Source organism: Saccharococcus thermophilus (genome assembly GCF_011761475.1).
GTDB classification, from domain to species: Bacteria; Bacillota; Bacilli; order Bacillales; family Anoxybacillaceae; genus Saccharococcus; species Saccharococcus thermophilus.
Genome location: NZ_JAASRS010000001.1, coordinates 1,935,950 through 1,957,848, shown reverse-complemented (window position 1 = coordinate 1,957,848; position 21,899 = coordinate 1,935,950). Strand labels below are relative to the sequence as shown.

Genomic DNA, 21,899 nt, shown 5'->3' with positions numbered 1-21,899 from the left:
CAAGGGAGGATTTATATGAAAACAAAATTTCAAAGTTTAAGTATGAAAATCTCTTTGTTAATTGTTAGTTTAATGATTATTTTATTAACTTTTAGCGTTGTTCTATTTTTGGAAATGATGAGACTTTCTGTAGAAAATACCATTTCCTCATACAGCATTGAAACTGCGAAAAATATTGCGAAACAAATAGATGTTGCGGAGTATCAAAAATTCTTAAAGGAAAAGTCAGAAAACGATACATATTGGGCTTTGCGAAATGAATTAAATGATTTCAGAGAGAAAACGGGAGCGCTTTATGTTTATACGGTAGAAGTTGACGAAAAAGAAAAGCACCCAAAAATTTTAATTGACGGACAACCGAAAGGATCGGATGCCGCGTCTGAACTTGGGCAACCGACTAGCACCACGACTTATGATGACGTGTTTCCGGTGTTAAAAGGAGGTACAAACAGCACGAAAATTCTACATGATTCCGAATATGGAGATTATCTCTCTGCTTTTGCTCCGATCAAGAATAACGGAAAAGTAATCGGGATTCTTGGAGTGGATATTGACGCGAAAAAGGTTGGTTCTATTCAACAAAAAGTAATAAAAGAACAATTGATGAATTTTATATTGTTATTTGTGATGGGTATCGGAATCATTAGCTGTATTTCCTTTTTCTACATTCGCAAACGATTAAAATCTCTAGAGACATTAAACGAAGTGGCTGAAAAAATCGCTACAGGGGAGTTAAACGAAGCGCAAAATCTATTAGGGAAAATACGAATAAAGGGGAAAGATGAGATTGCTAGCCTATCTCAATCGTTTAAGCAAATGATGACGGGAATGCGCGAGATGGTGACAGATATTACGAAAAGTGCATACGAAATGCTGGAAACCTTTAAAGCATTAAGTCAAAATATTGAGAGTGCCAAACATTCCAGTGAGCAAATTACAATGGCGATTAGGACGGTGTCTTCGAGCGCACAGCAACAGGAGACAAGCATGAATGAAACAGCTAATGCGATTGAGGAAATGGCTATTGGCGTTCAAAAAATTGCCGAGTCATCGTCTCTTATTGCGGAATCATCAAATGATGTGATGAAACAAGTGGAAAGAGGAAACGAAGAAATTGAGAAAGCAATAAAGCAAATCGATGACATGCGACAGGCTGTTATGGAAACATCCATTAAAATCACGGAGTTAGGCAACCGGATTGAAGAGGTTGAACAAATTCTTACGACCATTACGGAGATTTCTGAACGAACCAACTTGCTTGCGTTAAATGCAAACATTGAAGCGGCACGAGCTGGAGAGCATGGAAAAGGATTTGCCGTCGTTGCCAACGAAGTGAGAAAGCTTGCTGAGCAGGCAAAGCATTCGGCACAAAAAATTGCTGAATTGATTCAACAGTTCCAAGTCATGACGAAAAATGTGGTTCGCGAAATGGAGTCGGGGACCCAAGAAGTTGAAAAAGGGACAAAAGCTGTCCATAAAGTAGAAGAAGTGTTCCGATCTATTTTTCAGGCGGTTCACCAATCCAATAATGAGATTCAAGAGGTTTCTGCGATTACGGAGGAAATGGCTGCTGGATCTGAACAAATTTCTGCTTCCGTTGAGCAATCGGCCTTCTTAACTAAAGAGGCTGCATCAAACGCCATGAAAGTCGCGGAATCTGTGGAAAAACAAATGAAAGCAATGGAAGGAATCGCCGCTTCGACGGAATTGTTAGGGAAAATATCGGAAAAACTTGAACAAGCGGTAAGGAAATTTAATTTATAAATATAAAGTTGTCCGAAGTTTTCCGGACAACTCAGTTTGTCGACAAAGTCGGAAAGGAGCAATTACCTAAAATTGCTCCTTTTATTTTGCAAAGGTATGAGGCTATCTCCGCTTTTCTTTTTCATGGCGATAAAACTCATGAAACATTTTCATTAATGCGCGCTTTTCAATCCGCGATACATAGCTTCTGGAAATGCCGAGCTCTTTCGCGATTTCACGCTGTGTTTTTTCTTGCTGCATGTCGAGGCCGAAGCGGCTAATAATTACTTCCTTTTCCCTCTCATCTAACACATCGATGTATTTTTTTATTTGTTCAAGTTCCATGTTTAGGTGAATTTCATCCACAATATCGTTTCCTTCTGATTTTAAAATATCGATTAAGCTAATTTCGTTTCCTTCTTTATCCTGCCCGATCGGCTCGTGCAAAGAGACGTCCTTTCGCGTTTTTTTTAATGAGCGCAAATGCATTAAAATTTCGTTTTCAATGCAGCGCGCGGCATATGTCGCTAATTTTGTCCCTTTGCCAGGGGAATAGCTTTCGATTGCCTTAATCAGGCCGATGGTGCCGATGGAAATCAAATCCTCTACATCCTCGCCCGTATTTTCAAACTTTTTTACAATATGGGCAACAAGGCGTAAATTATGCTCAATTAAAATATTGCGGGCTTGTTCATCTCCTTTCGCCATCAGTTCTAAGTATTTTTCTTCTTCTTTAGCGCTTAACGGTTGGGGAAATGCGTTGTTCTTAATATATGATACTAAAAACGCTAATTCTTTAATGAGGAATGTGAACGCGGATAAAATACCGGACATTTTGTTACCCCCACCCTTTATGGTTTTAGGCAATCGCCTATTACTCATGTATATGCTGAAGCGGGGTTGTACGTGTTTGGACATAAAAAAAATGGAATTAAATGACAATATTATATGAATATTCTTGACATAACGAAAATATATATAGTAAAATAACTTTGTCACTTTTTGTCTAAAAATGTCATGAAAAGGGGGCGAATGAATGAGAAAGATCGGATTAGCTTGGCAAATTTTCATCGGTCTCATTCTTGGGGTTGTCGTGGGAGCAATTTTTTATGGGGATCCGAAGGTTACCACTTATTTGCAGCCAATTGGAGATATTTTTCTCCGTTTAATAAAAATGATTGTTATTCCAATTGTTATTTCTAGCCTTGTTGTTGGAGTCGCCAATGTAGGGGATTTGAAGAAACTTGGAAAACTAGGCGGAAAAACAATTATTTATTTCGAAATTATCACGACGATCGCCATTGTCGTCGGTTTATTGGCGGCGAATATTTTCCAGCCGGGAGCCGGCGTGAACATGAAATCGTTGGAGAAAACAGATATTCAAAGCTATATTGACACAACCAACGAAGTGAAGCACCACTCGATGATTGAAACGGTCGTCAACATTGTCCCAAAAAATATTTTTGAATCTCTCTCAACGGGAGATATGTTGCCGATTATTTTCTTCTCGGTTATGTTCGGTTTAGGGGTAGCGGCAATTGGCGAGAAGGGAAAACCGGTATTGCAATTTTTCCAAGGCACCGCGGAAGCGATGTTTTATGTGACAAACCAAATTATGAAGTTTGCGCCGTTTGGCGTGTTTGCGCTGATCGGTGTAACGGTTTCGAAATTTGGGGTAGAGTCGCTTATTCCGCTCAGCAAGCTTGTTATAGTTGTTTACGGTACGATGATCTTCTTTATTCTTGTAGTACTTGGCGGAGTTGCTAAACTGGCCGGTATAAATATTTTTAATATTATAAAGATTTTGAAAGATGAATTGATTTTGGCGTACAGTACGGCAAGTTCCGAAACCGTTCTTCCAAAAATCATGGAGAAAATGGAGAAGTTCGGGTGTCCGAAAGCAATTACATCATTTGTCATTCCGACAGGCTATTCGTTTAACCTAGACGGTTCTACTCTATATCAGGCACTGGCTGCCATTTTTATCGCGCAGATGTACGGCATTCATATGCCGATTTCGCAACAAATTTCGCTTTTGCTTGTGTTAATGGTAACATCGAAAGGAATCGCTGGTGTGCCGGGCGTCTCGTTTGTCGTGTTGCTCGCAACGTTAGGAACGGTTGGCATCCCGGTAGAAGGATTGGCGTTTATCGCCGGAATCGACCGCATTTTGGATATGGCCCGCACGGTTGTCAACGTCGTTGGCAACTCGCTGGCGGCGGTCATTATGTCCAAATGGGAAGGACAATATAACGAAGAAAAAGGAAAACAATATATTTCTGAACTGCAACAAAGTGCATAATGGAAAAAAGCTGTCCGATCCAAACGGGCAGCTTTTCTATTAGATAAATTCAGGCGTGTGGATGACCAATAAAAACATCAGATCTTGAGCCGCTTTTCTGCCGATGTCTACTATCCAAAAGCTTAGCGGACTGTGCATGCGAATACTATTCATGGATTTTTTAGTAAAATAACATGGATAATTTATTTTTTTTCTTTCGAACAGTATAGTATAATTTTTTGCGGAATAAGGTTGTAATGAATAGCTTGGCAAATATATATACATAGGAGGAGAGCCATGCACGATTTGGTACAGACGATTTTTACCTTCTTGGTTAATTTAGGATATTTTGGAGTTGCCTTAGCATTAATGATTGAAATTATTCCAAGCGAAATTGTACTTGCGTATGCCGGATATTTAGTATCGCGTGGAGAAATATCCTTTGTTGGGGCGGTGATAGCGGGAACGATCGGCGGAACGATCGCCCAGCTGTTTCTTTATTGGATTGGACATTATGGCGGCAGACCGTTTCTTGACAAATACGGAAAATATTTGTTGATTAAAAAGAAACATCTTAATGTAGCAGAACAATGGTTTGAAAAATACGGTCCAGGCGTCATATTTACTGCAAGGTTCATTCCGGTTGTTCGCCATGCTATTTCGATCCCGGCAGGCATTGCGAAAATGTCGTGGAAAAAATTCACTTTCTATACAACGTGCGCGATTATTCCGTGGTCGATTTTCTTTATTTTTTTAGGAGAACGGTTAGGAAGCCACTGGCAAAAAATTAATGAAATGGCCCACCCGTATTTGCGGCCGATTATCTTTGCCGCGGTTGCCGCTACCATCGTTTATATCGGCATACAAGTATATCGGCGCAGACGGACGTAATGATCCGGAAAGGGAAATAAGAAGCATTTATTTTAGGGGTGATTCAAGATTGATCGAGTTTTTGCCAGTCAGCATCACAGGGCATTGTGCTATAATAAAAAGAACGCCCTCGGAACGAGGGGAAGCGTAAAGAGGCTCCTAATAGCGTTTAGCGAAAACATATGATAGGGACTGCGCAGTAAAATCCAATTGAATGGGGTAAGATAGTGAAAAAGTTTATTATCATTGCTTTTATTCTTGCTATAGTGTTATTTTTGCTGCCATATAGCGTGCCGCTTGTCTTGGCGTTAGCGACGGCCTTAATCTTGGAGCCGGCCGTTCAGCATTTGCAAGTGAATTATCGTCTAAAGCGGACGCGGAAACGATGATAAAGGCCGGAGTGATTAAATTTTCTTTTAAGCTGTAACAACAACAGGCTGGCTCTATGCCAGCCTGTTTCATTTCACGGGAAACAGCACGTTAAATGGGCTATCGGGAAGTTTCCGTACGCGGCAAAATTAAAATTTCGACGCGCCGGTTTTTCATTCGCCCTTCGGGAGTGGCATTTGACGCCACTGGTTTAAATTCCCCATATCCTTTTGCGCTAAAGGAGCGTGGATCAAGCTTTGGATTTTCCAGCAATACTTTCATAAAGTTTACTGCCCGCATGACGCTTAGCTCCCAGTTGGAAGCAAACTTTGCATTATGAATTGGCACGTTATCCGTATGCCCGCTAACAATAATATTGTGAGGCGGATTCATCACGAGCAGCTCGGAAATTTCTTTTGCGAGGCGCCGGTCTTTTACCCGAACTTCCGCACTCCCTGAATCAAATAAAATATCGTTTAAGATCGTGATCGCCAATCCTTCGTCCGTTAGAGAAGTTTGCAATTTCCCGTTTAAATGTTTTTGCATGATATACCCATCAATTTTTTCTTTTACATCCTGCAGTTCTTCTTGGTCTTGTTTATCAAGCGCTTCTTTCTTTTTCTCTTGTAGTTGCTTGTTTTCCTGTTTTGTCTGCGCAGGCGGCTGCTTTGGTTCGATTGGGCTTTCGAAATCAAGCACCCCTGTTCCACCGACGAACGCTGTGTTAAAGGAACGAGCAATTTGCTGGAACTTTTTTTGGTCGATTTGGCTGCTTGCAAACAAAACGATAAACAGAGCGAGCAATAACGTTAATAAATCCGAGTACGGAATTAGCCACGATTCGTTAATACGTTCTTCCTGTTTTTGCTTTTTTTTCTTACTCATTGCTTTGTTCTCCCTGTTCTGCAAGTTTCTTGCGCTCTGTTTTCGGCAGATAGGAAGCAAGTTTTTGTTCAATCGTTCGCGGTGCTTGTCCTTCCAAAATAGAAAGCACCCCTTCAATCATCACTTGGCGTATTTTTGCCTCTTCTTTGGATTTTCTTCTTAATTTGTTGGCAAACGGGTGCCATAGTACATATCCAGTGAAAATCCCGAGTAAGGTCGCGACAAACGCCGCGCTAATTGCCTTGCCGAGTTCGCTGATGTTATCAATATTGCCCAACGCCGCAATAAGCCCAATGACCGCTCCAAGCACCCCAAGCGTCGGCGCATATGTACCTGCTTGTGAAAAGATAGCTGCATTTGCTTCATGGCGTTCTTGCATCGCTTCAATTTCTTCGGTCATGACATCGCGGATAAAATCTTGCGTTTGTCCGTCGATCGCCATGCTTAAGCCGTTCCGCAAAAACGGGTCGTCGATTTCCTCCAGTTTTGCTTCCAAAGCGAGCAATCCTTCGCGGCGGGCCACGTTCGCCCAGTCGACAAACAAAGGAATCAGCTCTTCAATCGTTGGAATATTTTGCTCTTTAAAAATGACCCCCAATAGTTTAGGCACTTTTTTAATTTCGCGGGTTGGAAACGCGATGGTAACAGAAGCGATCGTTCCGACGATAATAATTAAAATCGCCGCCGGGTTAATTAATACGCTTGGATGGACGCCTTTAAAGTACATTCCAACGCCAATCGCGATAATGCCAAGAAGAATGCCAATAATAGATGTTTTATCCAAATGAAATCCCCCCGTTACATCTAAGAAAGCTATATCGATTTGTGCTTTATAATAAATCCACATTTATCATATAATTAATAACAAAGATTGAAAAGGGAAAATGGTGTGATAAGGAAATAAAAAGGCTGCCCAATCCGTTTATTACTTCGCCATTGGAAAGGACAGCCTTGTATGTGTTATATTTTTTTCAATTTAAACGTTCCGACCATTAAAAACGATAAGGTGATCATGAGGAAAATAAAAAATTGTGGGGGGAAGTAATCAATTGTTAAATAGCTTAACGTCAACAGCACTCCTGCTGCCGTAATGGGAAGTCCGGAAAAATAGCCGTTATTTTCTGTAATATTGAACCGCGCAAGACGGAAGGCACCGCAGCCGATATATAGAATCGTGAAAAACGCACCAGGTGCGCCAAATTCGTACAGCAAGCCTTGATACATTAACAAAGCGGGAGCTACGCCAAAGGATATGATATCGCTCATCGAGTCCAATTGCTTGCCAAGTTCGGATTCGATGTTCAGCTTGCGGGCGACAGCTCCATCAAAGCGATCAACGAAAGCTGCTAAAAAAACAAGCAGCAGGCTGACATGAAGCTGTCCTTTCAACGTCGTTAGGACAGAGAAGCCCCCAAGCGATAAATTCGTCAGCGTTAAAATGTTTGCCATATTTGCTTTTAATTTTTTTAATGTGTAATCTAAATAATCCGATAAAAACATTCTCCTCACTCCTTTTTGACGGAAAACGCAGCAAACAAAATCTACTACCATTATACTCATTTTATTTATAATATGAAAGGTAGCAAAAAACTTGATCGCCATAAACTGGAGGGAATATATTTTGTTAAAATGGTTGTATCGATTGATGATTGAATTAACGAATCATTGGCTTTCGTCAAAAATAATTGCCATTTTTACGAAGTCCCGTTTTAGTGCGGTACTTATTCCATCGTATGCAAAAATTTATAATATTAATCAAGAAGAAATGGAAAAAAACTTAAAAAATTATAAAACATTGCAACAATTGTTTGTTCGCAGGCTAAAAGCAGGGACAAGACCGATTGACGAAACCGAAAACAGTGTGATTAGCCCAGTGGATGCCATTATTGAAGACATTGGCACCATTCATGAAAATAGCGAGATCGTTGTGAAAGACAAAACGTATTCGATTGCCGAAATGCTTGGCAGCAGCGAAGCCGCCAAAAAATATTTAAATGGATTATTTATTATTTTGTATTTAAGCCCTAGCCATTATCATCGCATTCACAGTCCAATATCTGGAATCGTGCAAAAGCAATGGACGCTCGGAAAAAAATCGTATCCCGTTAATCGTCTCGGTATGAAATACGGGAAGCGGCCGTTATCAAAAAACTACCGCGTAATTACAGAAGTATGTGCAAACGGGAAGCACATCGCAATTGTAAAAATAGGAGCGATGTTTGTGAATAGTATTGAGCTTACTCATGTAAGCAAACAGCTGACGAAAGGACAGGAAATTGCCTACTTTTCTTTTGGCTCTACCGTCGTTTTATTATTTGAAAAAGACAGCATTGAGCTTGATGAACGAATTGTCGTGCCAATGGGAATTAAAGTTGGGGAACGGCTTGGGTACCTAAAATAAAAAAATCCTGAGGTGAAATCAGGATGAAAGCTTGATTTTATGACTTAACGCGCGGCGCTGGATTTCTTTTTCAATGAGCTCAATAAATTCAGGGCTTAAATTTAGCTCTTTTGCCTTATAATACGATTCGATTAACAACTCATCGGATAGATGTTTCATGCTGAAAACCTCCTTCAGCAATGGAATATAATTTGTAATCGATACATATAATGGTAAGTTACTTTAACTGTACCATGATTTGTGGAATAGAACAACCGTTCTGTTATCCACAATGAACAGTGGATAACATGTGGAAAACATGTTTATAAGATTGTGGAAGTATGATGATAAGCTTGTGTATGATGTGGGTAAAATTTATCCACAATTTTGCGGACAACGAATTTTGTCGAAAAAATTTTTTCTCTTGTATATATTTGTCAAAGTTTGTTTTGAACCGTGCGCAAAAATTAGGTATGATGAGAAAAGGCAGAAAAAAGGTCCAAAAACAGCGGCCAAAAGGTAAGGTGATCGTTGTGCTTCATTATTTTTTGCCAAGTCAATTTGCCAAGCGGGTCTTGGACATTACTCCTAGCGAGCTAAAAGAGAAGGGAATTAAAGGAATCATTACGGATTTAGATAATACGCTTGTGGAATGGGACAGACCAAGCGCTACTCCTGAGCTAACGGAATGGTTTGAAAAAATGAAGCGGGAAGGCATTAAGGTCATGATTGTATCGAATAATAACCAAAAACGAGTGCAATCTTTTGCCGAGCCGCTCGGCATTCCTTTTATTTTCGAAGCGCGCAAGCCGTTAACGCGTGCTTTTCAAAAGGCGTTGGCGATGATGCAATTAGGCAAAGACGAAGTGGTTGTCATTGGCGATCAATTGCTGACAGACGTATTGGGCGGCAATCGCCTAGGATTAAATACGATTTTAGTCGTTCCTGTCGCGCAGACAGACGGGCTGTGGACTCGATTCAACCGTAAGATGGAACGGAAAATTTTAAATATGATGCGAAAAAAAGGCATGATTTACTGGGAGGAATGATGGTGGAACAACAAATTCGCTGCATTGGCTGTGGTGCGATTATCCAGTCGGAAGATGAAACAAAACCTGGATATGCTCCAAAAAGCGTGCTGGAAAAGGAAGAAATTATTTGCCAGCGGTGTTTTCGTCTGAAACATTATAATGAGGTACAGGACATTCCGTTGACTGATGACGATTTTTTAAAAATTTTGCACCGCATCGGGCAATCGGAAGCACTAGTCGTCAAAATTGTTGATATTTTTGACTTTAACGGTAGCTGGCTTCCAGGATTGCATCGATTTGCGGTCAACAATCCGATTTTGCTTGTTGGTAATAAAGTGGATTTGCTACCAAAATCAGTAAAATATCCAAAATTGATTCACTGGATGAAGCAGACGGCAAACGATCTTGGCTTGAAGCCGGTTGATATTTGTTTAGTGAGCGCGGTAAAAGGAATCGGAATGGCGAAAGTAATGGAAGCGATCGAAACGTATCGGTTCGGCAAAGATGTGTATGTCGTTGGGTGCACGAATGTAGGAAAATCAACGTTTATTAATCGCCTTATTGAAGAGGCGACAGGAAAAGGAAATGTTATTACTACTTCTTATTTTCCGGGAACGACGTTAGATATCATCGAAATCCCGTTCGACGATGGGGCGACGCTTTATGATACGCCAGGAATTATCAACCATCACCAAATGGCGCATTTTGTAGATAAAAAAGATTTAAAAATCATTACTCCAAAACGGGAAATCCATCCGCGAGTATACCAGTTGAATGAACGGCAAACGCTGTTTTTTGGCGGTCTTGCTCGCCTTGATTACATCAAAGGAGGGCGGCGATCTTTCGTCTGTTATTTTTCCAATGAATTACTCATCCATCGGACAAAATTGGAAAAGGCGGATGCCTTATATGCGAGCCAATTGGGTGAACTTCTTTCGCCGCCAAACAGACATTACGCCGAGCAATTCCCGCCGTTAGAGGCCCACACTTTTACCATCAAAGAAAGAAAAACCGATATTGTATTTTCCGGGCTCGGCTGGGTGACTTGCAATGAGCCAGGGGCGCAAGTGACTGCCTACGCTCCAAAAGGAGTTGACATTTTAATCAGAAAATCATTGATTTAGTGCTGCACAAGAAACATAGAGGGGAGAGGGGAAAATGGAGAAATTATACGCGTTATTTGGCTGTCCGGTCCATCATTCCTTGTCGCCGCTTATGCATAACGATGCATTCCAGCGCCTGAACATCGCTGCTCATTATCATGCCTTCCATGTAGAACCGGAGCGCTTAAAGGATGCGATCGCCGGAGTGAGGGCTCTCGGGATTGCCGGGTTAAATGTAACGATCCCTCATAAAACAGCTGTTATGGCATTGCTTGATGATATCGATGCAGAGGCGCGCCGCATCGGCGCCGTGAACACGATCGTCAATGAAAATGGGCGCTTAATCGGTTATAATACAGATGGCTCCGGATACGTCCGGGCGCTCGAAGAAGAAACAAACGTCGAAATCAAGGACAAGCGTATCTTGCTCATCGGCGCCGGTGGAGCGGCAAGAGGAATTTATTTTTCCCTTATCGATCGGGGGGCCAAACAGATCGATATTTGCAACCGCACGGTATCCAGAGCAAAACAGCTTATTGAGGAAGGCGATGCTGCGGTTCCATCGGGCGTTTACTCTTTAAATGAAGCGGAACAACGTTTAGGGGAATATGATATTGTAATTAATACAACGTCGGTCGGTATGTATCCAAACACGGAAGAAATGCCGCTATCGCTTGCCAATCTGAAAGAAGGAACGATTGTTTCCGACATTATTTATAATCCGCTAGAAACAAAATGGCTAAAGGAAGCACGAGAGCGCAATGCCATTGTGCAAAACGGCGTCGGTATGTTTATTTATCAAGGCGCGTTGGCGTTTGAAAAATGGACAGGAGTATTTCCGGATGTGGAGCGGATGAAAAAAATTGTGATGGAACAGCTTAGGAGGTAGCTTATGTTAACAGGAAAACAAAAGCGTTTTTTGCGGGCGAAAGCTCATCATTTGAAACCAATTTTCCAAGTCGGAAAAGGCGGAGTAAACGAAAATATGATTAAACAAATTGTCGATGCGCTGGAAGCGCGCGAACTAATTAAAGTAAGCGTGCTGCAAAACTGCGAAGAGGACCGCCATGTTGTTGCCGGCCAGCTCGCACAAGGGGCGGAAGCGGAACTTGTACAAGTAATTGGGAATACAATTGTATTGTATAAAGAATCAAAAGAAAACAAGCAAATTGTGTTACCGAGCTAATGGCAAAGCCGCGTATAGATACGGCGGAGGGAAGGACGATGAGAAAAATAGGCATTTTCGGAGGGACGTTTGACCCACCTCACTGCGGGCATTTATTAATGGCGAACGAAGTATTGCACGCCCTTCAGTTGTCGGAAATTTGGTTTATGCCAAACCACATCCCTCCTCATAAACAACATGAACAAGTGACAAGAAGCGAAGATCGTTTACGCATGTTGGAATTAGCAATTGCCGGTCATCCGCGTTTTCATATTGAAACGATCGAGCTGGAAAGAGAAGGACCTTCTTATACGTATGATACGGTGCGTCAACTTCTTTCTATGCATCCGGATGATGAGTTTTATTTTATTATTGGTGCAGATATGGTCGAATATTTGCCAAACTGGTATAAAATCGACGAACTGATCGAATTGGTGACATTTGTCGGCGTCAAACGTCCGGGTTTTTCCATGGAAACATCTTACCCAATTATTGAGGTAGAAGTGCCGCAGTTCTCTGTCTCTTCTTCCTTAATCCGCGAACGGGTAAGGAACGGACAAACCATTCGCTACTTAGTGCCGGAGTGTGTAAGACTTTATATTGAGGAGAGGAAGTTATATGGAGCGACAAGAAGCGTTAACTATCGTTAAGAAGCAATTGACCGAACACCGCTATCAGCATACTGTTGGCGTCATGGAAACAGCAATCGCGCTGGCGAAACGGTATGGGGCTGATGTAAAAAAAGCAGAATTGGCGGCGATTTTTCATGATTATGCCAAGTTCCGTCCAAAAGAAGAAATGAAACAAATCATTTTGGAGCAAAATATGCCAAAAGACTTGCTTTCTTATAATGCCGAACTATGGCACGCGCCAGTCGGCGCCTATTTGGTAAAAACGGAAGTTGGCATTGACGATGAAGAAATATTAAATGCGATTCGTTATCATACATCTGGACGCGCTAATATGACAGTATTGGAAAAAGTTATTTACCTTGCCGATTATATTGAACCTGGACGCGTATTCCCGGGAGTGGAGGAAGTTCGCGAACTTGCCAAGCAAGATTTGAATCAAGCATTAATCAAAGCACTGCAAAACACGATTCAATTTTTGCTGAAAAAAAATCAGCTTGTTTACCCAGATACGATTCATACTTATAATTCTTTAATCATGGAAATAAAGGGGGAATGGGAAAAATGACAGAGCAGGAAATATTGCACTTAGTCGTTCGGGCAGCAGATGATAAAAAAGCGGAAAATATCGTTGTCCTTAATATGAAAGGAATTTCTCTTGTCGCAGATTATTTTGTTATTTGCCATGGTAATTCGGAAAAACAAGTACAGGCGATTGCGCGGGAAATAAAAGAAAAAGCAGAAGAACACGATATCCCGGTGAAACGAATCGAAGGGTTTCATGAGGCGAAATGGGTATTAGTGGACTTAGGAGATATCGTTGTCCATATTTTTGATAAGGAAGAGCGCAGTTATTATAATTTAGAGCGCTTATGGGGAGACGCACCGCTCGAAGATGTGGCGAGCGTGTTGCAGCAATGACATATGAGTCATTTGCGTATTGGTATGATCTGTTAATGGAAGAAGCGCCATACGATGCGTGGCAATCATTTGTGCAACGTAAACTTCAGCAGTATGGGCGTCGCGGTGCAACGCGTATTCTTGATATTGGGTGCGGCACTGGGGAGTTGGCGGTCCGGTTGGCAAAAGCGGGATTTGTCGTTGCTGGTGTTGATTTGTCGGAAAATATGCTCTCGATTGCACAAGCAAAAGCGGAAGCGCAGCAGGTAACAGTTGAATTTTTTCAGCAAAACATGACGGAGCTACGAGGATTTTCCGACTTTGACTGTGCGACGATTTTTTGTGATTCTCTTAACTATTTATTGGAAGAAAAGGAAGTGCAGCAAACGTTTTCCTGCGTTTATGAACTGCTGCGCAAAGACGGATTGCTGTTATTTGACGTCCATTCGCCGTATAAGATGGATCGCGTTTTTCGCGATGCCGTGTTTACTAGCAATGATGAAGAAATCAGTTATATTTGGTCGTGCTATCCGCTTTCCTTTCCGCATAGTGTGGAGCATGAACTAACGTTTTTTGTCCGCGGCGGAGATGGAAAATATGAACGATATGATGAATGGCATCAGCAGCGCACTTATGAGATGATTCAGTATCAACAATGGTTAACGGAAGCGGGGTTTACGGTGCTCGAAATCACAGCGGATTTTACCGACGAAGCGCCGACCGAAATGTCTGAACGCATTTTCTTTGTTGCGCAAAAAAATGCATGATGGAGAGAACGCATCCTGTCCCTAGAAAACTATAGCTTTTCTGTCAAAGCTCTATACCGAAATGGTGCTCGGGCATTGACAGAAAAGCTTATTTTTTCATTTTCATAAAACATTTTTCGCGGTTAAGCAGGATTTTTTTTGTTTCTTGGCGAATTCAAGGATTAAATTGATTTTTTATTTTTTCGATGTCATCTTTAAATTTTTCATGCGTTTTCGCAAATACGCGTTCAAACACTTCATCCATTTCCTTTTCAAGCACCGCAATTCCTTCCCCGGTAATGCCGCCTTTCACGCAAACTTTCTCCTGCAGCGTCGGAAGTGTGTAAAGATTACGTTTCAACAATTCTCCTAATCCAATGATCATATCCGTGGTCAATGCTGTCGCTTGCTCTTTTGTGATCGCGGTTTTTGCAACGGCCGCATCGATAAAACGCTGCAACAAATAGCTAAAAAAGGCGGGGCCACAGCTTGCGATATCAGAAGCGACCCGTGTAATTTCATCGTCAATATAAGAAGGTGTAGAAATGTGGCGGAATAGCGTTTCAATATAGTTTCGATAGTGCAAAGAGCAGCGTTTTCCGAATGTGATCAGCGTACTGCCGGCAAACGCGCGGTTTGTAATGCTCGGAATTACACGAACAACTTGGCAAGGCACGACCGCTTCAAGCTGCTCTACGCTAATCGGACTTGTGATCGATACGAGACAATGTTGCTTTGTCCAAAAGGAAGACAATTGTTGCAAAAGGGGGTGAATATCTAATGGTTTTACACATAAAAATACGATTGTTGCCTTCTGCACGACCTCTTCGGCGCTGGCAACAACGCATACGCCTGGATAAGTCCGCTTTATATTTAACGCCTTTTCCAACGTGCGGTTCGTAATAATCAGCTCATCTTCCTTGATGGCACCCGCTTCCAGAAATGCCTCAATTAAAATCCTTCCCATATTTCCCGTGCCAATAACGCCAATTTTCATGCTTCACTTCCCCCCTCCCTAGCATTACCTATATATCTCTTCAACGATATGTATGAGCGCTTTATCTATTTTATGACTAATTCGAAAGGATGATGTCCGTTGTGGGAAACGATCAAAAAGTATGATAAAAGATGGTATGTTCTGCTTTTTGTTGTGTTGGCCGCTGTGATCATGATATTGCTTAGAAATAATGAAATAACAGAAAAAGAGCAAGTACCGATCGTAGAAGTAGAAAGCGTTCCGAAAGCAGCAAGCGTTCAGAAAACAGCAGAAGAAAGGAAAGTAGAAGGAGAAAAAAAGACGGTTATGGTCGATATAAAAGGGGCCGTTGTTCACCCGGGGGTATATGGAAATAAGAGATGCGGCGCGGGTCAATGATGTCGTTGCCATGGCTGGGGGGTTTACAAAAGAAGCGGATGAGACAAAGGTGAATTTAGCGGCGAAAATATATGATGAAATGATGATTTATGTACCGGCACGTGGGGAAACGAACGTTCCTTCCGCCGCTGCATCATCGATCCAAGCGAATGATTCAAATAAAGTTTATATTAATACCGCATCGGAGCAAGAAATATTGCAGCTTCCCGGGATTGGAAAAACGAAAGCACAGGCGATTATTGCGTACCGCCAAGAGCACGGGCCTTTCCAAAGAGTAGAAGATTTATTAAACGTGACGGGCATTGGCGAAAAGACGCTGGAAAAAATAAAAGAGCATATTGTTGTACCATAATGTCGTTGACGTGTTGCCAGCTGTGCCATTACACTAAAAATATGCTTATATAGAAAAACAAAGAATTGACTTGCAATGGACAAGCGGAGGAGAGAATATGGAGCGGATTACATGGGATCAATATTTTATGGCGCAAAGCCATTTGTTAGCATTGCGCAGCACATGTACACGGCTGGCGGTGGGCGCTACGATCGTTCGCGATAAACGGATTATTGCCGGGGGATACAATGGTTCCATCGCTGGCGGCGCCCATTGCATTGATGAGGGATGCTACGTGATTGATGGGCATTGCGTTCGCACTATCCATGCGGAAATGAACGCGATTTTGCAATGCGCCAAATTTGGCGTCCCGACCGAGGGAGCGGAAATGTACGTCACGCATTTTCCATGCTTGCATTGTTGCAAGGCGATCATTCAAAGCGGCATTCGCGCCGTATATTATGCGCAGGATTATAAAAATCATCCGTATGCGCTCGAGCTGTTTGAACAAGCAAAAGTCCACGTACAACAGGTGCCGTTTGCCAAAGAAATATTGTCGCTGCTGCAAAAGTGACAGTTCGAAGCTTAGCTAGAGAGGGGCGCACTCATGAGGGGAAATGTTGTTTATATAGCGGTAGCCGCTATTTTCGCCATAACGGCTGCCTATGCGCAGTCCAGCGCCGCTTTCGTGTTTCTGGCTCTTTACGTTTTATTCCTTTTCGTCCGCAAAAGGCGCCTCTTTTTTATTTCTGTCATCACCGCTTGTTTTTTCTATCCATATTTCACCTACGTGGATCAGCATAATAAGACGCGATTATCAAGCGCCATGACAGAATTTTTGTTTCGCTTGGCCACACCGGTTGCGGTAGATGGAGATCGGCTGCAAGCCGTCGTTAACGTGGATGGAGAAAAGCTTCAGCTTGTATATTACATCAAGTCGCAGGAAGAAAAACAAGCACTTGCCCTGCATCTGGCTCCTGGGGCTGTATGCAAAGTAAAGGGAACATTGAAGCGCCCGGCGTTGCCACGCAATCCAAATGCTTTTGATTACCGTCGTTATTTACGATTTCATCATATTCACTGGATTTTAACCCCACAATCCATCTCATTGCAAGACTGCCATCCGTCCTCCCTTACCATATACGAACGGCTTCTTTCCCTTCGTGAAAAAGGAATCCGCCAAATTGCAACCCATTTTCCTGCAGAATCGATTGGTATTGTGCAGGCGCTGTTATATGGGGAACGTGCACAATTGGATGAGCCGCTGCTGGAAGGATATCAGAAGCTTGGTTTAATCCATTTATTAGCTATTTCCGGGTTGCACGTCACTTTACTTGTCGGTGCGCTATTTTCCTTATTGATTCGCTTTTGGACGAAGGAAGCGGCGACGATGATGATGTTGATCTTTTTGCCTGTCTATATAGTGCTAACAGGGGCTTCTCCTTCTGTCATCCGCGCCTGTTTGACAGCGATGCTCTTTTTGGCGGCGAATTACGGAAAGGCGACATTGCCGCCGCTTGACGGGCTAAGTATAGCGTTTGTCATCATGTTAATCGCCGATCCTTATATGCTGTGGGATGTCGGCTTTCAATTATCGTTTGCGGTGACGTTCGCCTTAATTTTATCTTCACCGTTCATCATGTCGCATCATTCCCCGTTATGGCGCCTATTTTTTACCACGTTCATTGCCCAATTGAGCGCATTGCCATTTCTCATCTACTATTTTTTTGAAATTTCACTGTGGAGCATGGTGCTTAATATGATTTTTGTGCCGCTTTATTCTTTTCTTTTGCCGCTTTCGTTTATATCGGTTGCCGCATGTGCCATTCATCCGCTTCTTTCTGCTCCTTTTATTTGGCTGTTGCAAAAAGTAATCGTGCTGTCGAGCAAGGCCGTTCTCTTTTTTTCTTCTGCCTTTCCGCTCTCCCTTGTGCTCGGGCGCCCTTCGTTCTGGCTGATTATTGCTTATACGGCAGCAATTTGTGCCGCCTTTGTACAAATGGAGAAGCGGTGCTACTGGGGCATAGGGTGGGTTGTTGCCGTAATCACGTTCCACGCGTTAAGTCCGTATGTCGACCGTTACGGCGAGGTTGTTTTTTTGGATGTCGGCCAAGGAGACTGCATTTATATCGAATTGCCCTATCGCCAAGCGGTGTATCTAATTGATACCGGGGGAACATTGCCACAGCAAAAAGAACCGTGGCAGCAACGCAATCGAAACTGGGATGTCGGCAAAAACGTTGTCATTCCCTTTTTAAAATCGAACGGAGTGAGAACGATTGACAAGCTGATTGCTACCCATGAAGATGTCGATCATATTGGCGCGGCAGAGGAAATTGTGCGCGGGTTTACCGTCAAGCAGTTGTTGGTCAGCAATGGAATGAAAAAAAATTCGGTAATATATGAACAACTAATGCAAATCGCCCGGCAAAGCCAAGTCAGCGTGCGGGAAATCGCAAGAGGCAGCCGATGGAGCAAAGCAGGAATCTCTTTTTATGTGCTTCATCCATCTACGGCGCATCCGGATGATAATAATAATTCGGTTGTGTTGTATACGAAAATAGGCGGTTTGTCGTGGCTGTTCACGGGAGATTTGGAAGAAGCCGGGGAAAAAGAGCTGATCGGCGCGTTCCCGCGGTTAAAAGCGGACGTATTAAAAGTTGCGCACCATGGGAGCGCCACTTCGACAACCGAATTATTTTTGGACAAAATACAGCCGAAAATAGCGGTCATTTCGGTAGGCGAACATAATCGTTACCACCATCCTTCTCCGTCCGTGATCGAACGTTTGCAAAAGAGAAATACGCTTATTTTACGGACGGATCAGCATGGTGCCGTGCGCTTTACTTATGTGAAAAATCACGGAACCTTTTCTGTCATGTTGCCATAACATATAGTACGAAAAAGAAAAGAGACTGCTTATGTAAGCAATCTCTTTACGATCCGAAAAATTTAATTAATGTGGCAATAATGAAGAGCGTTGCAAAAAAACCAAATGAAACCATAAAACCAACAGCAGAGTCAACGGCATCATTGCGTTTGCTTTGTACGTCTTTTTCAAATACGTTCATCTTCTACCCCTCCTCGTGCAATCATTTTTAGTATAGACGAAAAAAAGAAAAAAATCTATATCCTCTTGTCCATTTCCTTCGCTGACAACAGTTAACACAAATACTTTTTTTCACTCGGGAAAATATAAAGATAACCCGTTGACAAATAAGGTCCTAGGACTTATTTGTCAACGTTTATATAAAGGGGAATCGGTTTTCCCGCTAACCGATTCCCTTGTAAAAATAAGAAAAACATTGTATCTTTGCAACAGGGAATACTGTCGACAGAAATGGAGAAGAGAAAAATGGTGGTTGACTTTTGGGGAAAAATCAAAAAACGACGTTTGTCTTCCCTTTACTTATTATACGGAACAGAATCATTTTTATTAACGGAGACGTGCGAACTTTTAATTCGCACCGTATTGACGGAAGAAGAACGGGAATGGAACGTGGCGGTGTACGATTGTGAAGAGACTCCGGTGCAAACGGCATTAGAAGATGCAGAAACGTTTCCATTTCTAGGGGAAAGGCGCATCATTATCATTAAAAATCCTTACTTTTTTACGGCAGAGAAAGAAAAAGAGGTGGAGCATGACTTAAAAAAATTAGAATCGTACATAATGTCGCCTTCCCCTTTTTCAATTGTCGTTTTCATGGGACTGTATGAAAAATTAGATGAACGGAAAAAAGTAACAAAATTAATCAAAGAACATGCGGAAGTGCTTGTCGCCGCGCCGCTCGCTGAAAAAGAGCTGCATGAATGGATTGCCGAGAGAGCGGGACAAAGCGGCGTCACGTTCGAAGAAAACGCCGTTGATGTTTTGTTAAAGCTGGCGGGAACGAATTTAACAACGCTCGCCAACGAATTGGACAAGCTTATTTTATTTGTTGGCCCGGGGGGAACGATTAAGCAGGAGACGGTAGAAATGCTCGTTGCCCGCACGTTGGAGCAAAATGTGTTTGTGCTAGTGGAAAAAGTGACGAAGCGGCAAATCGCCGAGGCGCTGCAGGTGTTTTACGATTTGCTCGAAAATAACGAGGAGCCGTTGAAAATTTTGGCGCTCCTTGCCACCCAATTCCGTCTTCTATATCAAGTGAAATGGCTGATGTCGAGAGGATATGGCCAGCAGCAAATCGCTTCTATTTTAAAAGTGCATCCGTTTCGCATCAAACTGGCAATGGGGCAAGCGGCGATGTTTTCCGAACAAGAGCTGGCGGCGGTCATGCGCCAAATCGCCGAGGCGGACTATAAGATGAAAAGCGGAGCGATGGACCGGCAGCTGGTAATGGAGCTGCTGTTAATGCGCTGGAAAGAAGGAATGTTTCGTAAAGCCGAATAATCCATTTTTACCAACAAAAAAACGACCTGCCATCAGGTCGTTTTTTATTACGATGCGATAATGCTGTTTAGCTTTTTCGCTAGACGGGATTTTTGACGGCTAGCTGCATTTTTATGAATGAGGCCTTTGCTTGCCGCTTTGTCTAGCTTTTTGGAAGCAATAACAAATGCTTCTTGAGCTTTTTCTACATCTTTTAATTCAACCAACGCCTCAAATTTTTTGATCGCTGTGCGCATGGCCGATTTCATCGAAGCGTTGTGAGCGCGGCGCTTTTCACTTGTTTTTGCACGTTTAATGGCCGATTTAATATTTGCCACGTTCTTTCACCTCCGTCAATTCTGCCATCTCTGTCCTTAATTTCCGATAAAAGAACAGTAAGAACAAGTGTAATTCTATCAAACGAGATTTAATTATGCAAGAGTATTCAAGCAAAAATACTTTACTCACGGTGCAAAAAACGAATGAGAAATAAAAAAAGCGGCGACAATAAAAGAAAAACGATATGTTTTAGGAGGAGCGATATGAACCAACCATTGGATTTAAGCATGTATTCCGTGCGGACGGATTTGGCGATTGAAGCCCACCAAATAGCTGTTGAGGAACGCCTGCAGCAGAAAAAGGAAAGCGCCTCCCCGATTGAGGGCGTCGTTATTCAAGACCGCGAAATAGATGGGATTAAATTATCGTATGTGCAAGTATCGGAAGAAGGAGCAAAATCGATTGGAAAAAAGCCGGGAAATTATGTAACGATTGAAGCGCAAGGCATCCGCGAACATAATACGGAACTACAGCAGAAAGTGCAAGAAATATTCGCCAAGGAGTTAATCCAATTTTTGCAACGATTAAATATTGCGAAAAAAGCGAGTTGTCTCGTTGTTGGCCTGGGCAATTCAAACGTGACTCCGGATGCGTTAGGGCCGTTGACAGTAGAAAATTTGCTGATTACAAGACATTTGTTTCATCTTCAGCCAGAAAGCGTGGAAGAAGGGTTCCGTCCGGTAAGTGCGATCGCTCCGGGGGTAATGGGAACAACAGGAATTGAGACGAGCGACATTATCGATGGAGTTGTCCAAAAAACAAAGCCGGACTTTGTCATTGTGATCGATGCTTTAGCTTCCCGCTCCATTGAACGTGTCAATGCAACGATTCAAATTTCTGATACGGGAATCCATCCAGGCTCAGGGGTGGGAAATAAACGAAAAGAATTAAGCAAAGAAACATTGGGCATCCCTGTTATTTCCATCGGTGTGCCGACTGTGGTTGATGCGGTATCGATTACAAGCGATACGATTGATTTTATTTTGAAGCATTTTGGCAGAGAAATGCGCGAAGGAAATCGTCCGTCTAGCGCTCTTGCCATAGCTGGATGGACTTTCGGCAAGAAAAAGAGGCTTACTGAAGAGGATATGCCGTCATCGGAGCAGCGTTCGACATTTCTTGGCATGATTGGAACGCTCGAGGAAGAAGAAAAGCGCCGCTTGATTTATGAAGTGCTTGCCCCGCTTGGCCATAATTTAATGGTGACGCCAAAGGAAGTCGATATGTTTATCGGCGATATGGCTAATTTATTGGCGAGCGGGCTGAATGCGGCATTGCACGAGCAGGTGGATCAACACAATACCGGTTCTTACACCCATTAGTAGGGAAAAAAGAAGTTCTATCTTTTCCCGCTTGGCCATAGGTTAAATTAGTAGACAAGCT

Annotated in this window: 25 protein-coding genes and 1 pseudogene; 18 read left to right on the top strand and 8 right to left on the bottom strand. The window is 42.5% G+C overall.

Going from position 1 to position 21,899, the window contains the following annotated elements:
• The first annotated feature begins 15 nt into the window (after nucleotides 1-15).
• Nucleotides 16-1,764, top strand: coding sequence for a methyl-accepting chemotaxis protein (locus BDD39_RS10270; RefSeq protein ID WP_166910456.1), 1,749 nt, complete (start codon nucleotides 16-18; stop codon nucleotides 1,762-1,764).
• Nucleotides 1,765-1,866: 102 nt separating this feature from the next.
• Here BDD39_RS10270 and sigK read toward each other — a convergent pair whose 3' ends face one another.
• Nucleotides 1,867-2,577 carry an RNA polymerase sporulation sigma factor SigK gene (sigK, locus tag BDD39_RS10265; RefSeq protein WP_166910455.1) on the bottom strand — a complete coding sequence of 237 codons (711 nt, stop codon included), beginning with the start codon at nucleotides 2,575-2,577 and terminating at the stop codon, nucleotides 1,867-1,869.
• Nucleotides 2,578-2,779: 202 nt separating this feature from the next.
• Between sigK and BDD39_RS10260 the strand changes: the two genes are divergently transcribed.
• From BDD39_RS10260 to BDD39_RS10250, 3 genes are all read left to right on the top strand, one after another.
• Complete coding sequence (locus BDD39_RS10260) at nucleotides 2,780-4,045, top strand: cation:dicarboxylate symporter family transporter (RefSeq protein WP_166910454.1); 1,266 nt, start codon at nucleotides 2,780-2,782, stop codon at nucleotides 4,043-4,045.
• 276 nt (nucleotides 4,046-4,321) lie between these two features.
• Entirely contained in the window at nucleotides 4,322-4,915 is a 594-nt protein-coding gene (uptA, locus tag BDD39_RS10255; protein ID WP_166910453.1) for an undecaprenyl phosphate transporter UptA, read from the top strand.
• Between the two features lie 206 nt (nucleotides 4,916-5,121).
• On the top strand, nucleotides 5,122-5,283 hold the full coding sequence (locus tag BDD39_RS10250) for a hypothetical protein (RefSeq protein ID WP_208404568.1): 162 nt from the start codon (nucleotides 5,122-5,124) through the stop codon (nucleotides 5,281-5,283).
• Between the two features lie 100 nt (nucleotides 5,284-5,383).
• Here the strand turns inward: BDD39_RS10250 and motB are convergent, their stop codons facing one another.
• The 3 genes from motB to pssA form a co-directional block, all read right to left on the bottom strand.
• Entirely contained in the window at nucleotides 5,384-6,148 is a 765-nt protein-coding gene (gene motB, locus BDD39_RS10245; protein WP_166910452.1) for a flagellar motor protein MotB, read from the bottom strand.
• The gene (gene motA, locus BDD39_RS10240; protein ID WP_166910451.1) at nucleotides 6,141-6,932 is read right to left on the bottom strand and encodes a flagellar motor stator protein MotA; all 792 of its coding nucleotides are present in this window, start codon (nucleotides 6,930-6,932) and stop codon (nucleotides 6,141-6,143) included. Before motA ends, motB begins: the two co-directional genes overlap by 8 nt.
• 176 nt (nucleotides 6,933-7,108) lie before the next feature.
• Complete coding sequence (gene pssA, locus BDD39_RS10235; RefSeq protein WP_166910450.1) at nucleotides 7,109-7,648, bottom strand: CDP-diacylglycerol--serine O-phosphatidyltransferase; 540 nt, start codon at nucleotides 7,646-7,648, stop codon at nucleotides 7,109-7,111.
• Nucleotides 7,649-7,769: 121 nt separating this feature from the next.
• Between pssA and BDD39_RS10230 the strand changes: the two genes are divergently transcribed.
• A complete protein-coding gene (locus BDD39_RS10230; RefSeq protein ID WP_166910449.1) occupies nucleotides 7,770-8,549 on the top strand; it encodes a phosphatidylserine decarboxylase in 780 nt (259 codons plus the stop codon).
• Between the two features lie 18 nt (nucleotides 8,550-8,567).
• On the opposite strand, the gene BDD39_RS10225 is transcribed toward BDD39_RS10230, so the two are convergent.
• Complete coding sequence (locus BDD39_RS10225) at nucleotides 8,568-8,708, bottom strand: sporulation histidine kinase inhibitor Sda (RefSeq protein ID WP_166910447.1); 141 nt, start codon at nucleotides 8,706-8,708, stop codon at nucleotides 8,568-8,570.
• A gap of 353 nt (nucleotides 8,709-9,061) precedes the next feature.
• Here BDD39_RS10225 and BDD39_RS10220 point away from each other — a divergent pair, with 353 nt between their 5' ends.
• From BDD39_RS10220 to BDD39_RS10185, 8 genes are read left to right on the top strand one after another with little or no spacing between them, the layout of a single operon-like run.
• A complete protein-coding gene (locus BDD39_RS10220; RefSeq protein ID WP_166910445.1) occupies nucleotides 9,062-9,577 on the top strand; it encodes a YqeG family HAD IIIA-type phosphatase in 516 nt (171 codons plus the stop codon).
• Nucleotides 9,577-10,683, top strand: coding sequence for a ribosome biogenesis GTPase YqeH (gene yqeH, locus BDD39_RS10215; protein ID WP_208404372.1), 1,107 nt, complete (start codon nucleotides 9,577-9,579; stop codon nucleotides 10,681-10,683). The genes BDD39_RS10220 and yqeH overlap by 1 nt, the downstream gene beginning before the upstream one ends.
• Nucleotides 10,684-10,717: 34 nt before the next feature.
• A complete protein-coding gene (aroE, locus tag BDD39_RS10210) occupies nucleotides 10,718-11,551 on the top strand; it encodes a shikimate dehydrogenase (RefSeq protein ID WP_166910441.1) in 834 nt (277 codons plus the stop codon).
• A 3-nt stretch (nucleotides 11,552-11,554) separates the two neighbouring features.
• Nucleotides 11,555-11,848, top strand: coding sequence for a ribosome assembly RNA-binding protein YhbY (gene yhbY, locus BDD39_RS10205; RefSeq protein ID WP_166910439.1), 294 nt, complete (start codon nucleotides 11,555-11,557; stop codon nucleotides 11,846-11,848).
• A 38-nt stretch (nucleotides 11,849-11,886) separates the two neighbouring features.
• Complete coding sequence (locus BDD39_RS10200) at nucleotides 11,887-12,477, top strand: nicotinate-nucleotide adenylyltransferase (protein ID WP_166910437.1); 591 nt, start codon at nucleotides 11,887-11,889, stop codon at nucleotides 12,475-12,477.
• A complete protein-coding gene (gene yqeK / locus BDD39_RS10195; RefSeq protein ID WP_166910434.1) occupies nucleotides 12,446-13,024 on the top strand; it encodes a bis(5'-nucleosyl)-tetraphosphatase (symmetrical) YqeK in 579 nt (192 codons plus the stop codon). Before BDD39_RS10200 ends, yqeK begins: the two co-directional genes overlap by 32 nt.
• Nucleotides 13,021-13,377 carry a ribosome silencing factor gene (rsfS, locus tag BDD39_RS10190; RefSeq protein ID WP_166910432.1) on the top strand — a complete coding sequence of 119 codons (357 nt, stop codon included), beginning with the start codon at nucleotides 13,021-13,023 and terminating at the stop codon, nucleotides 13,375-13,377. The genes yqeK and rsfS overlap by 4 nt, the downstream gene beginning before the upstream one ends.
• On the top strand, nucleotides 13,374-14,123 hold the full coding sequence (locus tag BDD39_RS10185) for a class I SAM-dependent DNA methyltransferase (RefSeq protein WP_166910430.1): 750 nt from the start codon (nucleotides 13,374-13,376) through the stop codon (nucleotides 14,121-14,123). The genes rsfS and BDD39_RS10185 overlap by 4 nt, the downstream gene beginning before the upstream one ends.
• A gap of 154 nt (nucleotides 14,124-14,277) precedes the next feature.
• Here the strand turns inward: BDD39_RS10185 and comER are convergent, their stop codons facing one another.
• A complete protein-coding gene (gene comER / locus BDD39_RS10180; RefSeq protein WP_166910428.1) occupies nucleotides 14,278-15,099 on the bottom strand; it encodes a late competence protein ComER in 822 nt (273 codons plus the stop codon).
• A 99-nt stretch (nucleotides 15,100-15,198) separates the two neighbouring features.
• Here comER and BDD39_RS10175 point away from each other — a divergent pair.
• The 3 genes and pseudogenes from BDD39_RS10175 to BDD39_RS10165 all read left to right on the top strand — a co-directional run bounded on the left by BDD39_RS10175 (nucleotide 15,199) and on the right by BDD39_RS10165 (nucleotide 18,698).
• Nucleotides 15,199-15,829, top strand: a pseudogene (locus BDD39_RS10175) (helix-hairpin-helix domain-containing protein).
• 97 nt (nucleotides 15,830-15,926) lie between these two features.
• Nucleotides 15,927-16,382 (top strand): ComE operon protein 2, encoded by a 456-nt coding sequence (locus BDD39_RS10170; RefSeq protein ID WP_166910426.1) that lies wholly within the window; start codon nucleotides 15,927-15,929, stop codon nucleotides 16,380-16,382.
• Between the two features lie 33 nt (nucleotides 16,383-16,415).
• On the top strand, nucleotides 16,416-18,698 hold the full coding sequence (locus BDD39_RS10165; RefSeq protein ID WP_166910424.1) for a DNA internalization-related competence protein ComEC/Rec2: 2,283 nt from the start codon (nucleotides 16,416-16,418) through the stop codon (nucleotides 18,696-18,698).
• A gap of 46 nt (nucleotides 18,699-18,744) precedes the next feature.
• Here the strand turns inward: BDD39_RS10165 and BDD39_RS10160 are convergent, their stop codons facing one another.
• The gene (locus tag BDD39_RS10160; protein ID WP_166910422.1) at nucleotides 18,745-18,879 is read right to left on the bottom strand and encodes a YqzM family protein; all 135 of its coding nucleotides are present in this window, start codon (nucleotides 18,877-18,879) and stop codon (nucleotides 18,745-18,747) included.
• A 284-nt stretch (nucleotides 18,880-19,163) separates the two neighbouring features.
• Here BDD39_RS10160 and holA point away from each other — a divergent pair, with 284 nt between their 5' ends.
• Nucleotides 19,164-20,198 carry a DNA polymerase III subunit delta gene (gene holA, locus BDD39_RS10155; protein ID WP_166910420.1) on the top strand — a complete coding sequence of 345 codons (1,035 nt, stop codon included), beginning with the start codon at nucleotides 19,164-19,166 and terminating at the stop codon, nucleotides 20,196-20,198.
• Nucleotides 20,199-20,245: 47 nt separating this feature from the next.
• On the opposite strand, the gene rpsT is transcribed toward holA, so the two are convergent.
• Nucleotides 20,246-20,515, bottom strand: coding sequence for a 30S ribosomal protein S20 (gene rpsT / locus BDD39_RS10150; RefSeq protein ID WP_166910418.1), 270 nt, complete (start codon nucleotides 20,513-20,515; stop codon nucleotides 20,246-20,248).
• Between the two features lie 204 nt (nucleotides 20,516-20,719).
• On the opposite strand from rpsT, the gene gpr reads away from it, so the two are divergent.
• Complete coding sequence (gene gpr, locus BDD39_RS10145; protein WP_166910416.1) at nucleotides 20,720-21,838, top strand: GPR endopeptidase; 1,119 nt, start codon at nucleotides 20,720-20,722, stop codon at nucleotides 21,836-21,838.
• Nucleotides 21,839-21,899 lie beyond the last annotated feature (61 nt).